Consider the following 16,571-nt stretch of genomic DNA (forward strand, 5'->3'; position numbering starts at 1 on the left):
GAGGATGCCATGGAGTATTTTGCTGCAATTCAATTGGCTGAGCTGATCAGCACCGTCTTTTACACCTTTGTCGGCGTGGCGCTGATGTGGGTGGTCTGGAAGGTGCTGGATGTGATGACGCCCTTTTCCATCGTGAAGGAGATCGAGGAGGATCAGAACATGGCGCTGGCCGTGCTGATCGGCCTGTTGTTCGTCTCCATCGCCATCATTATCGCCGCCGTCATCCTGTCATGACCGGGGCCGTCCCCGAGGCCGGGGAACCCCGAACCAACCTGCGCGAGACCTGGCTCTTGGCGGCGACCTTTCTGGTGGCTGTCTCGGGGCTGATCTACGAGCTGATCGCCGCCACATTGTCGAGCTACCTTCTGGGCGACAGCGTGCGGCAGTTCTCGCTGGTGATCGGGGTGTTCCTGTCTTCGATGGGGCTGGGCGCCTGGCTGTCACGCTATGTGACCCGCGCCATGGAGGGCTTCATCTGGGCGCAGATCCTTCTGGGGGTGGCGGGCGGTTTCATGGCGCCCCTGGTCTTCTACCTCTACGCCTGGAGCGGCGCGGTGATGTTGCCGCTTTATGGGTTGTTGATCCTGATCGGGGTACTGTCGGGGATGGAGATCCCGCTGATTGCCCGCGCGTTGAAGGAAATTGGCGCGCCCGAGTTCCGGTTCGAGAATGTGCTCAGCGTCGATTACGTCGGCGCGCTGGCGGCCTCGGTCGCCTTTCCGCTGCTCATTGTGCCGCATCTGGGGCTGATGCCCGCAAGCCTCACCTTTGGAGCCTTGAACCTGCTGGTCGCGGGGCTGTCGCTCTGGGTGTTTCGCGCGGTGGCCAGTCGCACGGCCGTTGTGATCTGGGCGGCGGCGCTTTTTCTGACGCTGGCAGGGCTGGTGCAGGCGGAACGGCTTGTCTCGGTCGCCGAGGCGAACCTCTTTGAGGACGACATCATCCTTAGCGAGGCGACGCCCTATCAGCAGATCACCGTCACCCGCTACCGCGACCGCACGCGGCTGTTTCTCGACTATTCCATCCAGTTCGACAGCCTGGACGAGCATCGCTATCACGAAAGCCTGGTGCATCCGGCCATGGCCCTGGCGCCGCGCCGCCGCGATGTGCTGATCCTGGGCGGCGGCGATGGCATGGCCGCGCGCGAGGTGCTGAAATGGCAGGAGGTCGCGCATGTGACGCTGGTGGACCTCGACCCGCGTGTCACAGCGCTGTTCCGCGATCACCCGGATCTGTCGGCGCTGAATGATCACGCCCTGTCGGACCCGCGCGTGACCATCCACAACATGGATGCCTGGCAGTTCGCCGACAGCAGCGATCAGGTCTTTGATGTGATCCTCATCGACCTGCCCGATCCCAAGAACCTGGCGCTGTCGAAACTCTATTCGCGCCAGTTCTACGGCGCGCTGGTGGAGCGGCTGAGCGCGCAAGGGCTGATGGTGACGCAAGCCGGATCGCCGCTGTTCGCGCGAGAGGCCTTCTGGTCCATCGCCGCCACGCTTGAGGCAACCCGTAATCCGCTTGCTCCTGTACAGGGGGCGGGGCTGCATGTGCGCCCCTATCACGCCTATGTGCCCAGCTTTGGCGACTGGGGGTTTGTCATGGCGGCGCCGCAGGTCCTGACAGCGCAAAGTCTGCGTGACCTACCGCAGGACCTGCGCTTTCTGGATCAGCAGGTCTGGCAGGCAGCGCAGGTCTTTGGCGGTGATACCGAGCCGGTCGCGGTTGAGGAGAACTCGATCCAGTCCCATGCGCTGGTGGGCTATTACCTGGATGGCTGGTCGCGCTGGTTCGAGTGATCAGGCGGGCACCGGCACCTGCCGCGCCTGCGGCAGCAGGAAGGGCATATCGCCGGGGGGCGTGGTGTTGACCGGCACCGGGCAGCCATAGACCTCGGCCAGGGTGCGGTCTGTCAGCACCTCTGCCGGGGAGCCTTGTGCTGCGACACGGCCCGATTGCATCAGCACCACCTGGTCGGCGAACATGGCGGTGAGATTGAGATCATGCATCACCGCCACCACGCCGCCGCCCGCCGCCGCATAGCGTCGCGCCAGATCCATCACCGTGAACTGGTGGCCTATATCGAGGCTGGCGACCGGCTCATCCAGGATCAGCCAGCGCGGGGTGCCATCCACCACCGGCTCCCAGACCTGGGTGAGGACACGGGCGAGCTGCACCCGCTGCTGCTCTCCGCCCGACAGATCCTGGTAGTAGCGCCCGGCAAACCCATGCAGGTCCACGGCATCCAGGGCGTTCAGCGGCAGGTCGGTGCTTGCGGCGGAAAGGCCCGCGCTGAGGCCAAGCCGCACGATTTCCAGCACGGTAAAGGGAAAGGCGATGGTGGTGCTTTGCGGTTGCACCGCACGCAGGGCCGCCAGCTCCCAGGGTTGCAGCGTGGCGGTATCGAGACCATTCAGCAGCACCCGGCCCGAATGGGGGATTTCTCCGGTCATGGCCCGCAGAAGCGTTGTCTTGCCCGATCCGTTGGGCCCGACGATGGCGGTGACGCGACCCGCATCGGCGCTGAAATCCACCCCGTGCAGGATGGGGCGCTTTCCCAGATCAACTGTGATGTCAAAGGCTTGCATGTGTTTTCCGTTCAAAGTCCCAGGCCTGCGCGGCGCTTCAGCAGGATCCACAGGAAGACCGGCGCGCCCAGGACTGCGGTGACGATGCCGATCGGCAGCTCTGCGGGGGCGATGATGACCCGCGCGATCATGTCGGCGGCAAGCAGCAGCGTGGCCCCCAGAAGCGCCGCATTGGGCAGCAGCGGATGGTGATCCGGCCCGGTGGCAAGGCGCAGCAGATGCGGCACCACGATGCCGATGAAACCGATGCCGCCCGATACGGCAACGGCGGCGCCGGTGGCTCCGGCCACGGCCATGATGGCGATGTTCTTCATCCGCTGCACCGGGATGCCGATGTGACCGGCGGCGGCCTCTCCCAGGGCCAGCCCATTGAGGCCGCGCGCCAGGAACGGCGCGGCGCACAGCGCCAGCGCGATCACCGGCAGGGCGGCCAGCACCTTGGTCCAGGTGGCCCCCGCCAGCGATCCCATGCCCCAGAAGGTAAGATCACGCAGCTGGTTGTCGTCGGCCATGTAGACAAGGATGCCCGACAGCGCTCCGGCCAGGGCACCCAGGGCGATGCCGGCCAGCAGCATTGTCGCAACCGAGGTCTGCCCGCCGCGCGTGGCGGTGCGATAGAGGATCAAGGTCGATCCCCAGCCGCCAAAGAAGGCGGCAACCGGCACCAGGCCAGTGCCAAGCGTGTCGCGCCAGGCAACGGGCAGGAGGCTGCCCAGAACGATGGCGGTAATGGCGGCAAGCCCCGCACCGGCGCTGACGCCGACAATGCCGGGGTCGGCCAGGGGGTTGCGGAACAGCCCCTGCATCACCGCGCCCGAGACCGCCAGTGCGGCCCCGACAAGGATGCCCAGGCACAGGCGCGGCAGGCGGATGTCAAACAGGATGATCCGGTCCAGCTGCGACAGCTCGCGCCCGGCCAGGAGATCTCCAAGCGCCGACCAGACAGAGGTGCCCGCCGCCCCGAAGGTCAGCGATGTCACCGAGGTCACCACGAGCAGCGCCGCCAGCACCACCGTCAGGCGCCGGGCCTGGTGTCGGCGGTCCACCGGCGCCCCGGTGGAGCCGCCCCGAGCCTGATCTCCGGCCCCCTGAGGAGTGTCGGCGGCCAGGCTCATTCCGCGTGCCCCTCGTAGAAGGCCTTGGACAGGGTTTCGACCGTCTTGGCCGTGCGTGGACCAAAGCCCAGCAGCGACAGCCCATCCATGCGCACCAGGCGCCCGTTCTGCGCCGCCGGGGTTGGGATCAGCGCGGGCAGGCTGGCCAGCTGCTCCAGTGCGATGCCGTGATCGCCGCCCCGGTCCATTGCCAGAATGACGTCCGGCGCGGTGGCCGAGACGGCCTCATCGGTCATCGGCTTATAGCCCTCGAAACTGTCGACCGCATTGATGCCGCCGGCCATGCGGATGATACCATCCGCCGCCGTTCCGCGTCCGCTTGCCATGATGCGCCCACCTTGCGTCGACAGGATGAACAGCACCCTGACCGGCGCATCGCCCGCCTGCTCCCTGGCCCGGGCCTGAGCGGCCTCGAGGCTGGGCTTGATCTCGGCGATCAGCTCGGCCGCCTTTGCTTCGACACCAAGGGCGGTGGCGACGGTCTCGATCTTGGTGATCACGCCATCGGCGGTGTAGATCTCAGGCACTTCGGTATAGGCGACATCGGCCTTCTTCAGCACCTCGATGGTCTCGAGCGGACCGGAACCCGAGGTCGCGACGATCAGATCCGGCGCCACCGACAGGACCCCTTCGGGGGACAGGGCGCGGGCATAGCCCACGTTTGGCAGCGCCTGCGCCTCTGCCGGGTAACTGGAGGTGGTGTCACGGGCCACCAGCCGGTGTTCTTCGCCAAGCGCATAGACGACTTCGGTCACCGATCCGCCAATGCTGACAATCCGCTCGGCCGGGGCGGCCGCCGCCAGGGTGCCCGTGAACAGGGCCAGGGCAATACCCTTGGTGAGATGGGAGAGGGCCTTCATCACGCGGTCTCCAGCTCTGTCGTCAGCGAGGGCAGGGCGGCAACGATGGCATTCCACGCGGGGCGACTGTCGCTATCGTCGGTGCGACGCCCGAAGACCTGGAACAGGATGGTGCCTTCTGCGTCGAAGGCCTCGAATGAAATCGCATCGCCGCGCTTGGTGGGCTTGTTGACGGCCCAGACCTCGGCCACGTGATCAAGCCGCAGGTGCAGGTCGAAGCCGGGATCCAGGATGTTTTGCCAGGGCCCCATTTCGCGCAGGGTCTTGATCGGGCCGCCGTGGATCTGGATGCAGCCGCGGTTGCCAACGAAGAGCATCACCTCGATGCCCTGATCGCGCACCGCCTCCAGCATCGGGTTCACCGTGTCCGGCGACAGCTTGCGTGCCATCGGTTCACCGACGACGCGGTAGGCGCCAAGGCGGTTCATCTTCAGCTTGGAACACAGGCGCTGGAACTGGTGGGTGTCGGTCATCTCGGCCCATTCGCGGCGCAGGATGTCGACCTTTTCGGGATTCTCCCTGGCGCCTTCCGCAGGGGTGCGGGGAGCGACGTCCAGCGTGTCGGATTGCTCGGCTAGGGCCAGATCCGCAACCAGCGTTTCCCAGGCCTCCAGGTTGGAGGCCTCGCGCAGGTGCACCTTGTGGACGGCATCGCCCGCGGAATCGAAGAACTGGATCGAGCGGGCCAGCCCCTTCTTGCCCTCGCGCTCTACCGCGAAGGCATAGGCGAAATGCTGCAGGAACAGGCGCAGGTCGATCTCTGGCGTCAGCACCAGGCTGGTGCGCTCACCGCTGCGGTAGTGGCTGTAGGTGCCGACCTTTTCGATCACGCAGGATTCGTTGCGGGTCAGCGCCATGACCTCGCCCAAGATCTCCAGCCGCGGGAAGACGTCATCGGGACGCGCGGAGATCTGCGTCACGCCCGCGCCACAGTAGGCGGCGACCAGCTGGGCTTCGGTGATGTTCAGCTTGGCGGCAAAGTCGCGGTCACGCATCTGCGCATTTTCGGCGCGCGCGCTGCGGATCTCCGCTGCGGAGGGGGAAGTCTGGGTGGTCATTTCGAGCCCTTTCGAAGACGGCCAATTGGCTGTTTTTGGCGACTGGAGAGGGCTGGCATGTGGCTGTGCGGCTCGGCAATTCGAGCGAGACAGCGAAGCTGGCGGTCAACGGATCAGCTGTGCTGAATTTTGTTGACTGTTTTTATCACCTTTACTATCAGGCTCAAGTGGAAATTTGGCTTCCGCAATAGCAAATACTCATATGAATATGCGAACTCCGTGCCAGCCCCGCCGCAAGCCTTCGGTTCGAACGCAAGAAAGATGCGAAGGGAAAAGTGATGGGGAAATACCCTATTGGCATGCGGCTTCTGGGGACCGTTTCGGTTCTCGGGATGACAATTGGTGCGGGCCTACAGGCGCAAGAGCTGCCGCTGGACACCCAGGGAGAGGGGTTCCTGGGCACCGTTGAACTGGGTCAGGGCAAGCGCGAGGTGCAGACCGAAACGGCAACGCCCGAGACCGTGATCACCCAGGAGGAGCTGGACGACCGGCAGGCCGGCTCGGTGGCCGAGCTGATCGATTCGGTGCCGGGGGTGACCCTGGTGAACGGCAGCCGTCCGCAAGGCTCGGGCCTGAACATCCGCGGTTTTGGCGCGACCAGCAGCTATGGCACCGACCAGAAGGTGGCCATCGTCATCGACGGCGCCACCACCGGATCGGAAGAGCTCTATCGCATCGGCACGCAGCTGTTCACCGACCCTGAACTCTACCGGCAGGTCTCGGTCATTCGTGGCACCATCGGCAGCTTTGAGTTCGGGTCCGGCATCATCGGCGGTGTGGTCAAGATGGAGACCAAGGATGCCGCGGATTTCACGGGCGGTGAGGTCGGGTTGCGGTTCCGTCAGACCGTCGGCGCCAGCTCCAATGCCGAAGGTTTCGTGACCTCGTCGATCCTGGCCTGGCAGCCGACCAAGAACCTGGACGTTCTGTTGAACTACACCCTGCGGGACGTGGACCCCTACAAGGACGGCGACGGTCAGGTGGTCGCCAATACCGAAAGCCGGATGCCGTCGTATCTCGGCAAGGTGAGATACCGCTTTGGCGACAGTATGGAGCATTCCATCACCGCCTCCTACAACTACTCGGAAACCGACGAGAAGGACGTTCCCTACGATACCTTCGGCACCACCGGAGGCTCCTTCGGCAATGTGGACCGCAAGGTCACCAACGAGATCGCGGGTCTGCGCTATCGCTGGAATCCGGTCGGCAACGACCTGATCGATCTGGATGTGAACCTGACCCGGTCCACCCAGCACATGGAATCGGACTATGTGTCGGGCTCAAGCCCGTTGGAGGGCACCCCCTCCGGGCCCATCGTCATCGGGTTGGCGGACGCGGATCAGGACTATGAGATCACCAAGCTCACTGCCAAGAACAGCATGTATTTTGCAACCGGCATGGCGACCCATGATCTGCGTGTGGGGATCGAGTTCATTCGCAGGGAACGCCTGGATGCGCCCTCGGCCCCCGGTGGCACCGATGACCGCATCGCCCTCTTTGCGGTGGATGACATCAGCATCGGCGATCATTGGACCGTGACGCCGGCCCTGCGCTACGAGACCCAGGACATCGAGGCGCACGACAAATCCGTCGCCTATGACAATTCGGCTCTGATGGGCGGTGTGTCGGCGCGCTATGCCTTTGACAATGGCTGGGCGGTCTTTGGTAGCGGTGCCTATACGGAGAACCTGCCGATCATCGATGACATGGGCAATCCCACCTTCATGACGCAGCCGGAACGCTCTCATACCTACGAGCTTGGCGCTTCCTATACCACGACCGGGTTGTTCCTGGATGGCGATGCCCTGCAGACCAAGGTGAACCTGTTCAAGACCAAGCTCTGGGATGTCACCTCCTATTCGGGGTTCAGCGGAGTGGAGAGCGAAGGTGTGGAGATCGAAGCGACATACAGCATGGAGAGCGGCTTTTACGCCGACTTCAACGCGTCGGTCGGCGATTACACCGGGATTTCGACCGCCGGCGTCAGCACCGTCTGGAGCAACGCTCCGGCTGACAGTGCACGCCTGACCCTGGGCAAGCGAATCGGCGAGGCCTGGGACCTGAGCTGGGAGCTGGTCGGCAGCAAGTCCTTTACCGACAGCACCGGCGCAAAGATCAACGGCTACGGAATCAGCAACCTGCGTGCGACCTACCGCGTGCAGACCGGCGCCCTGAGCGGTGCAGAGGTGCGTCTGGGCGTCGAGAACGCCTTTGACAAATCCTACACCGCCGCACTGGCAACTCGTAAATCCCCGGGTCGCAACGTCAAGCTGACCCTGGCCAAGACCTTCTGATCCAACTGCAATCGAAGAGGTACCACATGCAACGCGTGAACATGAAATGGGTGGCCCGGGCAGCGGTGCTGCTGGCGGGGCTGGCAGGCGCAGCTCAGGCCGATGATCCTGCCCTGTCGATCGAGCTGAGCACGGCAGAGCAGGTCGGCGAGGCCTGTCTGCTGTCCTTCGTGGCCCAGAACAGTCACGCGCAGGACATCGCCAAGGCGGTGTTCGAAACCGTGCTCTTCGATGAAAACGGACAGGTCGCCCGGCTGACGCTGCTTGACTTTCAGGATCTGCCCGCCGGGCGGATGCGGGTTCGCCAGTTCCAGTTCCCCTATGCCTGCACGGGGATCAGCCGGGTCTTGATCAACGGGGCCACCACCTGCGAGGGTGGTGGTCTCCCCGAAGGGGCGTGCAGCCGCGCCCTGACCCTGACCAGCCGCACCGATCAGGAGCTGATCGGATGATCTGGGTTCAGGAGGCGATCAATCGCATTTTGGACCTGGGCGGTCCGGTGGTGTTGCTGCTGCTGGTGGTGTCGATCCTGACCGCGGCCTTGGTGCTCTACAAGATCTGGCAGTACCGGGCGGCGCGGGTGGGGCGGCATGCGCATCTGTCCGCAGCCGTGACGGCCTGGGACCAGGGGGATCGCGACGGCGCCCTGCGCCATCTCGAAAGCAGCCGCTCCTATCTGGTGCCGGTCCTGCACCTGGCCCTTTCCAGGGATATGGCACAGGACGGGGATGCCGCCCTGTCGGATCGCGCCGATGCGGAGGCAGAAGAGAGCTTTGCCCGGCTCGAGCGCGGTCTGGGCGCCTTGGATATGGTGTCGCAGCTGGCGCCCCTGATGGGGCTGTTCGGCACCGTGATCGGCATGATCGAAGCCTTCCAGAAGTTGCAATCGGCGGGATCTTCCGTCGATCCGGCGCTTCTGGCCGGTGGGATCTGGGTGGCGCTTCTGACCACGGCGGCCGGGCTTGCGGTGGCGATGCCCACCTCGCTGGTGCTGAGCTGGCTTTCGGCGCGGATGCAGCGCGAACGTGTCTTTGCCAACCGAGCCCTGCGCACCCTGTTCTGCCCGACCGAACGGTCAGCCGCACCTGCCAGGTTGCATTCCGTCGGGGCGCCCCATGGCGGTTAAGCTGCAGGGCCAGGCCCGCAGGCGGCTGTCGATGACCTCGCTCATCGACGTGATCTTCCTGCTCTTGCTGTTTTTCATGCTGACCTCGACCTTCTCCAAATACGGAGAGGTCGAACTGATGGCCGCCGGTCAGGGCACCAAGGTTCAGGAGCGGCAAAAGCTCTTCGTGACCCTGGGTGCCGATCGCGTCACCCTGAATGGGCAGCCCGCCGATCTGGACCGTATCGCCGATCTGGTGCGTCTGCAGCCGCAGGATGGTGGCGGTCACCTGGTCCTGATCAGCCCCGACGAAAGCGCCAATGCCCAGCGTCTGGTCGATCTTCTGATGGTGCTGCGCCAGGTCGAGGGCTTGCAAACGGTGGTGCTGGGCTGATGCGGATCATGCGGCATATCCAAAGCGAGCGCGAGCCGACGATCGCGCTGATCAACATCGTCTTCCTGATGCTGGTCTTCTTCATGATCGCAGGCACCCTGGCGCCGCCGATGGACCGGGAGGTGAAGCTGATCAACACCGCCGACCTGGAGGGCAGCGCCCCCCCGGATACATTGGTGATCCATGCCGATGGCGCTCTTGCCTATCGCGGTGAAGCGGTGCTGGATGCGGAAGCCTATGTCGCGGGCCTGAGTGAAGAGCAACGCGCCGCGCTGCGGGTGGTGCCGGATCGCGCGCTCCCCGCAAAAGAACTGGTCAAGATCGGCAATGCCCTGCGCGCTGCCGGGGCGGAGCGTGTGATCCTTGTCTCGGAAAGGGCGTTGAAATGAGCCGGGTGCCGCAGTCCCGCCTGGTCGCTCTGGTCGCTTTGGCCCTGGCCGCCATGGTCCACGCAGGCGGCGTGGCGCTGACCAATACGCCCAAGATAAAGCAGGCCGGGGGCGAGACGGAACTGGCCGCTGTCGGGGGCTCCTTCGCCAATCTCGCCGTGGGGGTGGAAACTCCCGAGCCTGCGGAAGAGCTGACGGAACAGCCCCAGGAACCCGAACAGACGCCCGAGATCGCCGAGCCGGTAGAGACCGCAGAGGCGCCGCCCCCGCCACAGGCGGTCACGCCGGTGATCCCGGCCATGCAGATGCCGCCGGTGGAAGAGGCTGCACCGACCCCTGTGGTGACCGCTGCCCTGACGCCCGGGATCGAGATTGCGCCGCCACGGGCCCAGCCGACCGAGACCCCGCCGCCGTCAGAGACCGCTGTGGCGCCGCCCGCGACTTCGGTGACAGAGACAGCCGCCGTCCCGCCGCCAGAGCCGGTTACCCCGGATGCGGCAGCCCCCGTGGCCGAGACCACGACACCGCTGCCGGTGCAGACGGCCATGACGCCGCCACCGCAACAGGCCGTGCAGGAGCCGGTACCGCAAGCGCCTGAGGTCACGGTTTCTCTCAAGCCTGTCACGCGCCCAAGCCGCCCGCCTGAACCGATCAAGGCGCAGCCGAAACCGGACCCCGTGCAGCCGGTGGAACGGGTCACAAAGCGGCAGGAGCCACCCGCGAAACCGCGCGGCAATAGCGATGTGAACGCAACACGGGGGGTGGCCCAGGCCACGGCGAAACAACCTAGTGGCCAGTCCCGCAGCGGCGGTGGCACGGCCAAGGTGCAGGGCAATGCTGCCGCCAGCAACTATCCCGGCCTGGTCCTGCGGCGGATCGAGCGGGCCAAGCGGCGTGCGACGGTGCGCGGGGTGGCCACGGTGTCCTTCCGCATCGCGCCGAACGGCGGCCTGGCCGCTGTTGGCCTTGCGCGCAGCTCCGGATCGGGCAAGCTGGATCAGATCGCGGTGGCACAGGTGCGCCGGGCCGCGCCGTTTCCACCGCCGCCCCCCGGAGCCCGCACCAGCTTTACCGTGCGGATCAAGGGTAAGTGAGGCGCGGCTGAACGCGATTTGATCAAAGATTGCCGCCACTCGGGGGCTGGGCTACATAGGCGGCACAGCATCAAGAACAGGAGCCGCCATGACCCCGCTTTCAGGCCTCAAAGTGGTTGAACTCGCCCGTATTTTGGCCGGTCCCTGGATTGGCCAGTCGCTTGCGGACCTGGGCGCCGAGGTGGTCAAGGTCGAAGCCGAGGCGGGCGATGACACCCGCCATTGGGGGCCTCCCTTCATCGAGCGCGAGGGCGACAAGACGGCGGCCTATTATTACGCTGCCAATCGCGGCAAGGACTGCGTGACGGCGGATTTCCGCACCGAGGAAGGGCGCCAGATCGTCCTCGATCTGATCAGGGACGCCGACATCCTGATCGAGAACTTCAAGGTGGGTGGCCTGAAGAAATACGGGCTGGATTACGACAGCCTGAAAGAGGTGAACCCGCGGCTGATCTATTGCTCGGTCACGGGCTTTGGGCAGGATGGCCCCTATGCCAGTCGCGCGGGCTATGACTTCCTGCTTCAAGGCATGTCGGGACTGATGTCGATCACCGGCGATCCCGACGGCCAGCCGCAGAAGGTGGGCGTCGCCATCACCGATATCGTGACCGGGCTATACGGCACTATCGGTATCCTTGCGGCGGTGGAGCAGCGCCACACCACGGGCAGGGGGCAGCATCTGGATATGTCGCTCTTGGATTGCGCCACGGCGATGCTGGCCAATCAGGCGATGAATTATCTCGCCACCGGCACCAGCCCAACGCGGCTTGGCAACGATCATCCCAATATCGCGCCCTATCAGGTGATGGCGGTGCAGGATGGCCATATCATCCTGGCCGTTGGCAATGACGGCCAGTTCCAGCGCCTGTGTGGCGTCCTGCAGATGCCCGATCTCAAGGTGGATCCGCGGTTCCTGACCAACCAGACGCGCGTCGCCAACCGCAGGGATCTGACCGCGCTTCTGGAGGCGGCGCTCTTGCACTGGACGCAGGCCGATCTTCTGGCCGCACTTGAGGCCGCGACGGTCCCCGCCGGGCCGATCAACACCATCGGTCAGGCCTTTGACGATCCGCAGATCCGCCATCGCGGCATGCAGATTGCGCCCGAAGGCGTGCCGGGCGTGCGCGGCCCCTGGAAGTTTTCCGATGCGGAACTGGCGCTCGATAAATCCGCGCCAAAGCTTGCCAAATAGCGAGGCACGGGGGCAGGGTGGCACCATGGAATTTGACATTGGATGACCATGATGCGCCCCCCCTATACCCTGATTGAAAACACCTGGATCCCGATGCCCGACGGGCGCCGCCTGGCCGCGCGCATCTGGCTGCCCATGGGCGAGGCGCCCTTTCCTTCGATCCTGGAATACCTGCCCTATCGCAAGCGCGACGGCACCGCGCCGCGGGACGAGACCACTCACACCGTCTTTGCCGCCAAGGGATACGCCTGCATCCGTGTCGATATCGCAGGCAGTGGCGACAGCGAGGGGCTGTTTGACGATGAATACTCCGAACAGGAGTTGAGCGATGGCGAGGCGGTGCTGGCCTGGATCGCCGCGCAGCCCTGGAGCAACGGCAAGGTCGGCATGATCGGTATTTCCTGGGGTGGCTTCAACGGCTTGCAACTGGCCTACCGTCGCCCACCCGAATTGCAGGCCGTGGTCTCGGTCGCCTCAACCGCCGACCGCTATGCCGATGACATCCACTACATGGGGGGATGTCTGCTTAGCGACAATGCCAATTGGGGCAGCCAGATGTTCGCCTATATGACGCGACCGCTGGACCCTGACTTGCGCCCCGATTGGCGCGCGGCCTGGCTGGAGCGGATCGAAAAGCTGCCCTTCATGTCTGCGGACTGGCTGCGCCATCAGTCCCGCGATGACTTCTGGAAACACGGGTCGGTCTGCGAGGACTGGTCTGCGATCACGGCGCCGGTGCTGGCGATCACCGGCTGGGCCGATGCCTACCTCAACACGCCTGCAATGCTGGCCGCGAACCTCACCGCGCCCACCAAGGCGCTGATGGGGCCTTGGGAGCATCGCTATCCGCATATCTCGAAGCTGGATCCGGCGGATTTCCATGGCGAGGTGCTGCGCTGGTTCGATCACTGGCTAAAGGGCGAGGACACCGGCGCCGGAGCCCTGCCCGATTACCGCACCTATATGCAGGAACATTTCGGCCCCACCAAGGAGAACAAGCCCCGGCAAGGGCGCTGGGTGGCGGAACAGCACTGGCCCTCGCCCAATGTGACCGAGCGGGTGCTTCATCTTTCGACAGGCAGCCTGACAGATACTGCGGGTGCCGGGACTTGCACAGTCGCCAGCCCGGCAACCGTCGGTCAGGCGGGTGGGTATTTCTGCCCGGGCATGCGGATCGACAACGAACTGCCCGGCGATCAGGCGGGGGATGATGCGCTGTCGGCCTGTTTCGACACCGCGCCGCTGGACGGTGAGTTGCAGATCCTTGGCCGCCCCCGCGTTCGCATCGCCTTTACCGTGGATCGCCCGGTGGCGCAGATCGTCGGGCGGCTTTGCGACGTGACGCCGGATGGCAGCTCGCAGCGGATCAGCTATCGCGCCTTCAACCTGACGCATCTGAACGGCCATGACGCGCCAGAGAAGCTGGTGCCCGGTCAGCGCTACGAGGTGGAATTCCCTTTGGGTGAATGCGCTCATGCGCTGCGGGAGGGGCATGTGCTGCGGCTGGCGCTTTCGACCTCCTACTGGCCCATCGTCTGGCCCGCGCCCGAGGCGGCAGAGATCACGCTGGATCTTGCAGGCTGCGCCCTGATCCTGCCCGAGCGGAGCGTGACCGAAGAAATCCCGCCCCACGCGCCCGGTCCCGCGCAGCCCTATCCGACGCTGGGCGGCACCGAGCTGCGAAGCCCCTCTGGTACGTCGGAGACGAAAACGCTCGCGGACGGCACGCTGGTGCTGGATACCTTTGACGATTACGGCGAGGCGGTGAACCCGCATAACGGTTTGCAGGTGGGCAGCCATGTCACGATGCACTACGCGATCCATCCGGATGACCCGGCCACGGCCACCTTCAAATCCGACTGGCGGTTCACCTTTGAGCGCGGCGACTGGCAGGTGGCGATCGATACCGAAAACCGCATGACCTGCGATACGCAGAACTTCTACCTCTGGCGCCGCATTCACGCCTATGAGGGCGGCGCCTCAGAGCCGGTTCTGGTCAGGGAATGGAGCGAAACCGTGCCGCGCGGCTGCCTTTAGGCTCAGAAGTCGAGGCCCAGATCCAGCGTCGGCGCCGAATGGGTCAGCGCGCCTGAGGAGATATAGTCGACTCCGGTGGCGGCGACCTCGGCAATGCGGTCAAGCTTCATGTTGCCGGAGGCTTCGGTCACCAGATGGCCGCGCGCCATCTTGACGGCCTCTGCCAGCGTCGGCGTGTCCATGTTGTCCAGAAGCACCACATCCGCGCCGCCGGTCTGCAGCACCTCATCCAGCTGGGCCAGCGTGTCGACCTCGATCTCCACCTTCATCATGTGGCTGACGCTGGCCTTTGCGGCCTGCAGCACGGCGGTGATGCCGCCAGCCGCGGCGATATGGTTGTCCTTGATCAGGATCGCATCCGACAGGCCAAAGCGGTGGTTGAAGCCGCCCCCGTGCAGCACCGCCTGTTTTTCGGCGATGCGCAGGCCTGGCGTGGTCTTGCGGGTGCAGGTGATGCGGGTGTCGGTTCCAGCTGTTTCGCGCACGAAACAATGGGTCAGTGTTGCGATCCCGGTCAGACGGCCTGCGAAATTCAGCGCCACCCGCTCGCCCGACAGGATCGAGGCGGCAGAGCCTTCGATGGTCATCAGCGTGTCGCCGGGCTTGCAGGCGCTGCCATCGGGCAAGAGCGTTTCCACCTTCAGACCGGCATCCACCAGGTGAAAGGCGATACGGGCGATCTGCATACCTGAGACAATGCCCTCTTGCCGGGCATTCAGCCGGGCAGAGTAGGTCACATCGGCCGGGATCACCGCGCGGGTGGTGATATCGCCGTTCTGGCCCAGATCCTCGTGCAGGGCGGCGCGTACCATGGGCTCCAGGATCAGGTCGGGCAGGGTGGCAAAGGCGGTGCTCATGCGGACTCCTTTGTGGCCTCGCCCGCGATCCGGTCGCGCAGGGAGAGGGCCTCGGTCAGGGTGATATGGGTGCGGTGGGCCTGGGCCGGCTCGGCCTCGGGGAAGTCATCGCGGTAATGCCCGCCCCGGCTTTCGCGGCGCATCAGGGCGGCGGCGGCGATCAGGGTGGCGGTGGCGCACATGTTGACGAAGGCTTCATCCTGCGCGTTCTCGGCTTCCAGCCGCGCGATGGTGGCGAGCGCCGTTTCCAGGCCCAGTTCGGTGCGGCGGACTCCCACATGGGCGGTCATGGTGTCGCGCAGGACCTGCACGGCGGTCGCGTTGGTTTCGTGCCGATCCGGGGCGAAGCTGATCTGAACGTCCGACAGATCGCCCTCCTGGGTCAGATCCTTCATGTCGGCAGCGGCGGTGCGGGCATAGACCAGCGCTTCCAAAAGCCCGTTGGAGGCAAGCCGGTTGGCACCATGCAGCCCGGTGGAAGAGGCCTCGCCGCAGACCCAGAGACGGCCAAGGCTGGCGCGCCCCTGCATGTCGGTGTCCACCCCGCCCATATGGTAATGGGCAGCGACGGCCACGGGGATCGGCTCATGCACCGGGTCGATCCCGGCGCGGGCGCAGGTCTCGGCGACGGTGGGAAAGCGGGTCAGCACCTTGGACCCCAGCGCTTGCCGGGTGTCCAGCACCGGGCGGCGCCCGGCTTGGGTCTCGGCAAAGATCGCGCGGGCAACGATGTCACGCGGGGCCAGCTCGGCATCCGGGTGGACCGCCAGCATGAAGCGTTCACCCTTGTTATTCCACAGGGTCGCGCCATCGCCGCGCAGCGCCTCGGTCGCCAGGGGGGCAGGGTCTTCGCCGATGTCAAAGGCGGTGGGGTGGAACTGCACGAATTCGGGGTCGGCGATGCGCACGCCCGCGCGGGCGGCAAGGCCGATGACCTGCCCCCGGATACGGGGCGGGTTGGTGGTATGAGCATAAAGCCCGCCCGAGCCGCCCCCGGCCAGCAATACGCCGGGACAGCTGATCAGCACAGGGTCCGAAGGCGCATCGGCGCGGGCGATCCAGACGCCGGTGACGGTGCCATCTTGAACTTCCAGCCTGACGGCCTGGGTGTTCTCCAGCACCTGCACCGAAGGGGCGGCGCGGGCGGCGGCCACCAGGGTTTCCATGATCTGCGCCCCGGCCCGGTCGCCCTTTACCCGCACCACGCGGGCGGCGGAATGGGCGGCCTCGCGGCTCATCACGTAGTTGCCCATCTCGTCGCGGTCAAAGGGCGTGCCAAGGTCGGTGAGGTCGAGGATATGATCGCGCGCGACGCGGGTGACCATGGCGGCCACGTCGGGGTCGACCGTGCCTGCGCCCGCCGCCTGGGTGTCGGCGGCATGGGCCTCGGGGCTGTCGCTCTGGTCCATGGCGGCGGCGACGCCGCCCTGCGCCCAGGCGGAACTTGCCCCCAGGCCCAGAGTTTCCGGAGAGATCATCAGGACCGGGCGCGGTGCCAGCTCAAGGGCGGCATAGAGCGCGCCAAGCCCGGCGCCGACGATGACGATGCGGCCGGTCTCGACAGGCGCTGTACGGGCCGCTGCCACTG

Annotated in this window: 16 protein-coding genes; 10 read left to right on the forward strand and 6 right to left on the reverse strand. The window is 65.5% G+C overall.

Annotated elements, in window-relative coordinates:
- Positions 1 to 9: 9 nt before the first annotated feature.
- Both PXK01_RS02950 and PXK01_RS02955 read left to right on the forward strand, forming a co-directional pair.
- Positions 10 to 234 (forward strand): DUF350 domain-containing protein, encoded by a 225-nt coding sequence (locus PXK01_RS02950; RefSeq protein ID WP_274847789.1) that lies wholly within the window; start codon positions 10 to 12, stop codon positions 232 to 234.
- Positions 231 to 1,799 carry a polyamine aminopropyltransferase gene (locus PXK01_RS02955; protein ID WP_274847790.1) on the forward strand — a complete coding sequence of 523 codons (1,569 nt, stop codon included), beginning with the start codon at positions 231 to 233 and terminating at the stop codon, positions 1,797 to 1,799. The genes PXK01_RS02950 and PXK01_RS02955 overlap by 4 nt, the downstream gene beginning before the upstream one ends.
- On the opposite strand, the gene PXK01_RS02960 is transcribed toward PXK01_RS02955, so the two are convergent.
- From PXK01_RS02960 to PXK01_RS02975, 4 genes are read right to left on the reverse strand one after another with little or no spacing between them, the layout of a single operon-like run.
- On the reverse strand, positions 1,800 to 2,588 hold the full coding sequence (locus PXK01_RS02960) for a heme ABC transporter ATP-binding protein (RefSeq protein ID WP_274847791.1): 789 nt from the start codon (positions 2,586 to 2,588) through the stop codon (positions 1,800 to 1,802). It lies immediately after the preceding gene.
- Between the two features lie 11 nt (positions 2,589 to 2,599).
- Positions 2,600 to 3,703, reverse strand: a complete 1,104-nt coding sequence (locus PXK01_RS02965; protein WP_274847792.1) for a FecCD family ABC transporter permease — start codon at positions 3,701 to 3,703, stop codon at positions 2,600 to 2,602.
- Complete coding sequence (locus tag PXK01_RS02970; RefSeq protein WP_274847793.1) at positions 3,700 to 4,563, reverse strand: heme/hemin ABC transporter substrate-binding protein; 864 nt, start codon at positions 4,561 to 4,563, stop codon at positions 3,700 to 3,702. The genes PXK01_RS02965 and PXK01_RS02970 overlap by 4 nt, the downstream gene beginning before the upstream one ends.
- On the reverse strand, positions 4,563 to 5,621 hold the full coding sequence (locus PXK01_RS02975; RefSeq protein ID WP_274858806.1) for a hemin-degrading factor: 1,059 nt from the start codon (positions 5,619 to 5,621) through the stop codon (positions 4,563 to 4,565). Before PXK01_RS02975 ends, PXK01_RS02970 begins: the two co-directional genes overlap by 1 nt.
- A gap of 278 nt (positions 5,622 to 5,899) precedes the next feature.
- On the opposite strand from PXK01_RS02975, the gene PXK01_RS02980 reads away from it, so the two are divergent.
- From PXK01_RS02980 to PXK01_RS03015, 8 genes are all read left to right on the forward strand, one after another.
- Positions 5,900 to 7,915, forward strand: a complete 2,016-nt coding sequence (locus PXK01_RS02980; RefSeq protein ID WP_274858807.1) for a TonB-dependent receptor domain-containing protein — start codon at positions 5,900 to 5,902, stop codon at positions 7,913 to 7,915.
- A gap of 26 nt (positions 7,916 to 7,941) precedes the next feature.
- A complete protein-coding gene (locus PXK01_RS02985) occupies positions 7,942 to 8,367 on the forward strand; it encodes a hypothetical protein (protein WP_274858808.1) in 426 nt (141 codons plus the stop codon).
- Positions 8,364 to 9,041: a MotA/TolQ/ExbB proton channel family protein gene (locus PXK01_RS02990; protein WP_274858809.1), complete on the forward strand. Its 678-nt coding sequence runs from the start codon at positions 8,364 to 8,366 to the stop codon at positions 9,039 to 9,041. The genes PXK01_RS02985 and PXK01_RS02990 overlap by 4 nt, the downstream gene beginning before the upstream one ends.
- Entirely contained in the window at positions 9,031 to 9,414 is a 384-nt protein-coding gene (locus tag PXK01_RS02995; RefSeq protein ID WP_274847798.1) for an ExbD/TolR family protein, read from the forward strand. The genes PXK01_RS02990 and PXK01_RS02995 overlap by 11 nt, the downstream gene beginning before the upstream one ends.
- A complete protein-coding gene (locus PXK01_RS03000) occupies positions 9,414 to 9,803 on the forward strand; it encodes an ExbD/TolR family protein (RefSeq protein WP_446728361.1) in 390 nt (129 codons plus the stop codon). The genes PXK01_RS02995 and PXK01_RS03000 overlap by 1 nt, the downstream gene beginning before the upstream one ends.
- Complete coding sequence (locus tag PXK01_RS03005) at positions 9,800 to 10,897, forward strand: TonB family protein (protein ID WP_274847800.1); 1,098 nt, start codon at positions 9,800 to 9,802, stop codon at positions 10,895 to 10,897. Before PXK01_RS03000 ends, PXK01_RS03005 begins: the two co-directional genes overlap by 4 nt.
- A gap of 88 nt (positions 10,898 to 10,985) precedes the next feature.
- A complete protein-coding gene (locus PXK01_RS03010) occupies positions 10,986 to 12,089 on the forward strand; it encodes a CaiB/BaiF CoA transferase family protein (RefSeq protein ID WP_274847801.1) in 1,104 nt (367 codons plus the stop codon).
- A gap of 42 nt (positions 12,090 to 12,131) precedes the next feature.
- Positions 12,132 to 14,126 (forward strand): CocE/NonD family hydrolase, encoded by a 1,995-nt coding sequence (locus PXK01_RS03015; RefSeq protein ID WP_446728360.1) that lies wholly within the window; start codon positions 12,132 to 12,134, stop codon positions 14,124 to 14,126.
- 2 nt (positions 14,127 to 14,128) lie between these two features.
- Here PXK01_RS03015 and nadC read toward each other — a convergent pair whose 3' ends face one another.
- Complete coding sequence (gene nadC, locus PXK01_RS03020; RefSeq protein WP_274847802.1) at positions 14,129 to 14,983, reverse strand: carboxylating nicotinate-nucleotide diphosphorylase; 855 nt, start codon at positions 14,981 to 14,983, stop codon at positions 14,129 to 14,131.
- Entirely contained in the window at positions 14,980 to 16,569 is a 1,590-nt protein-coding gene (locus PXK01_RS03025; protein WP_274858810.1) for an L-aspartate oxidase, read from the reverse strand. The genes nadC and PXK01_RS03025 overlap by 4 nt, the downstream gene beginning before the upstream one ends.
- Positions 16,570 to 16,571: the final 2 nt, after the last annotated feature.

Source organism: Phaeobacter sp. PT47_59 (assembly GCF_028890025.1).
Taxonomy (GTDB): Bacteria; Pseudomonadota; Alphaproteobacteria; order Rhodobacterales; family Rhodobacteraceae; genus Phycobacter.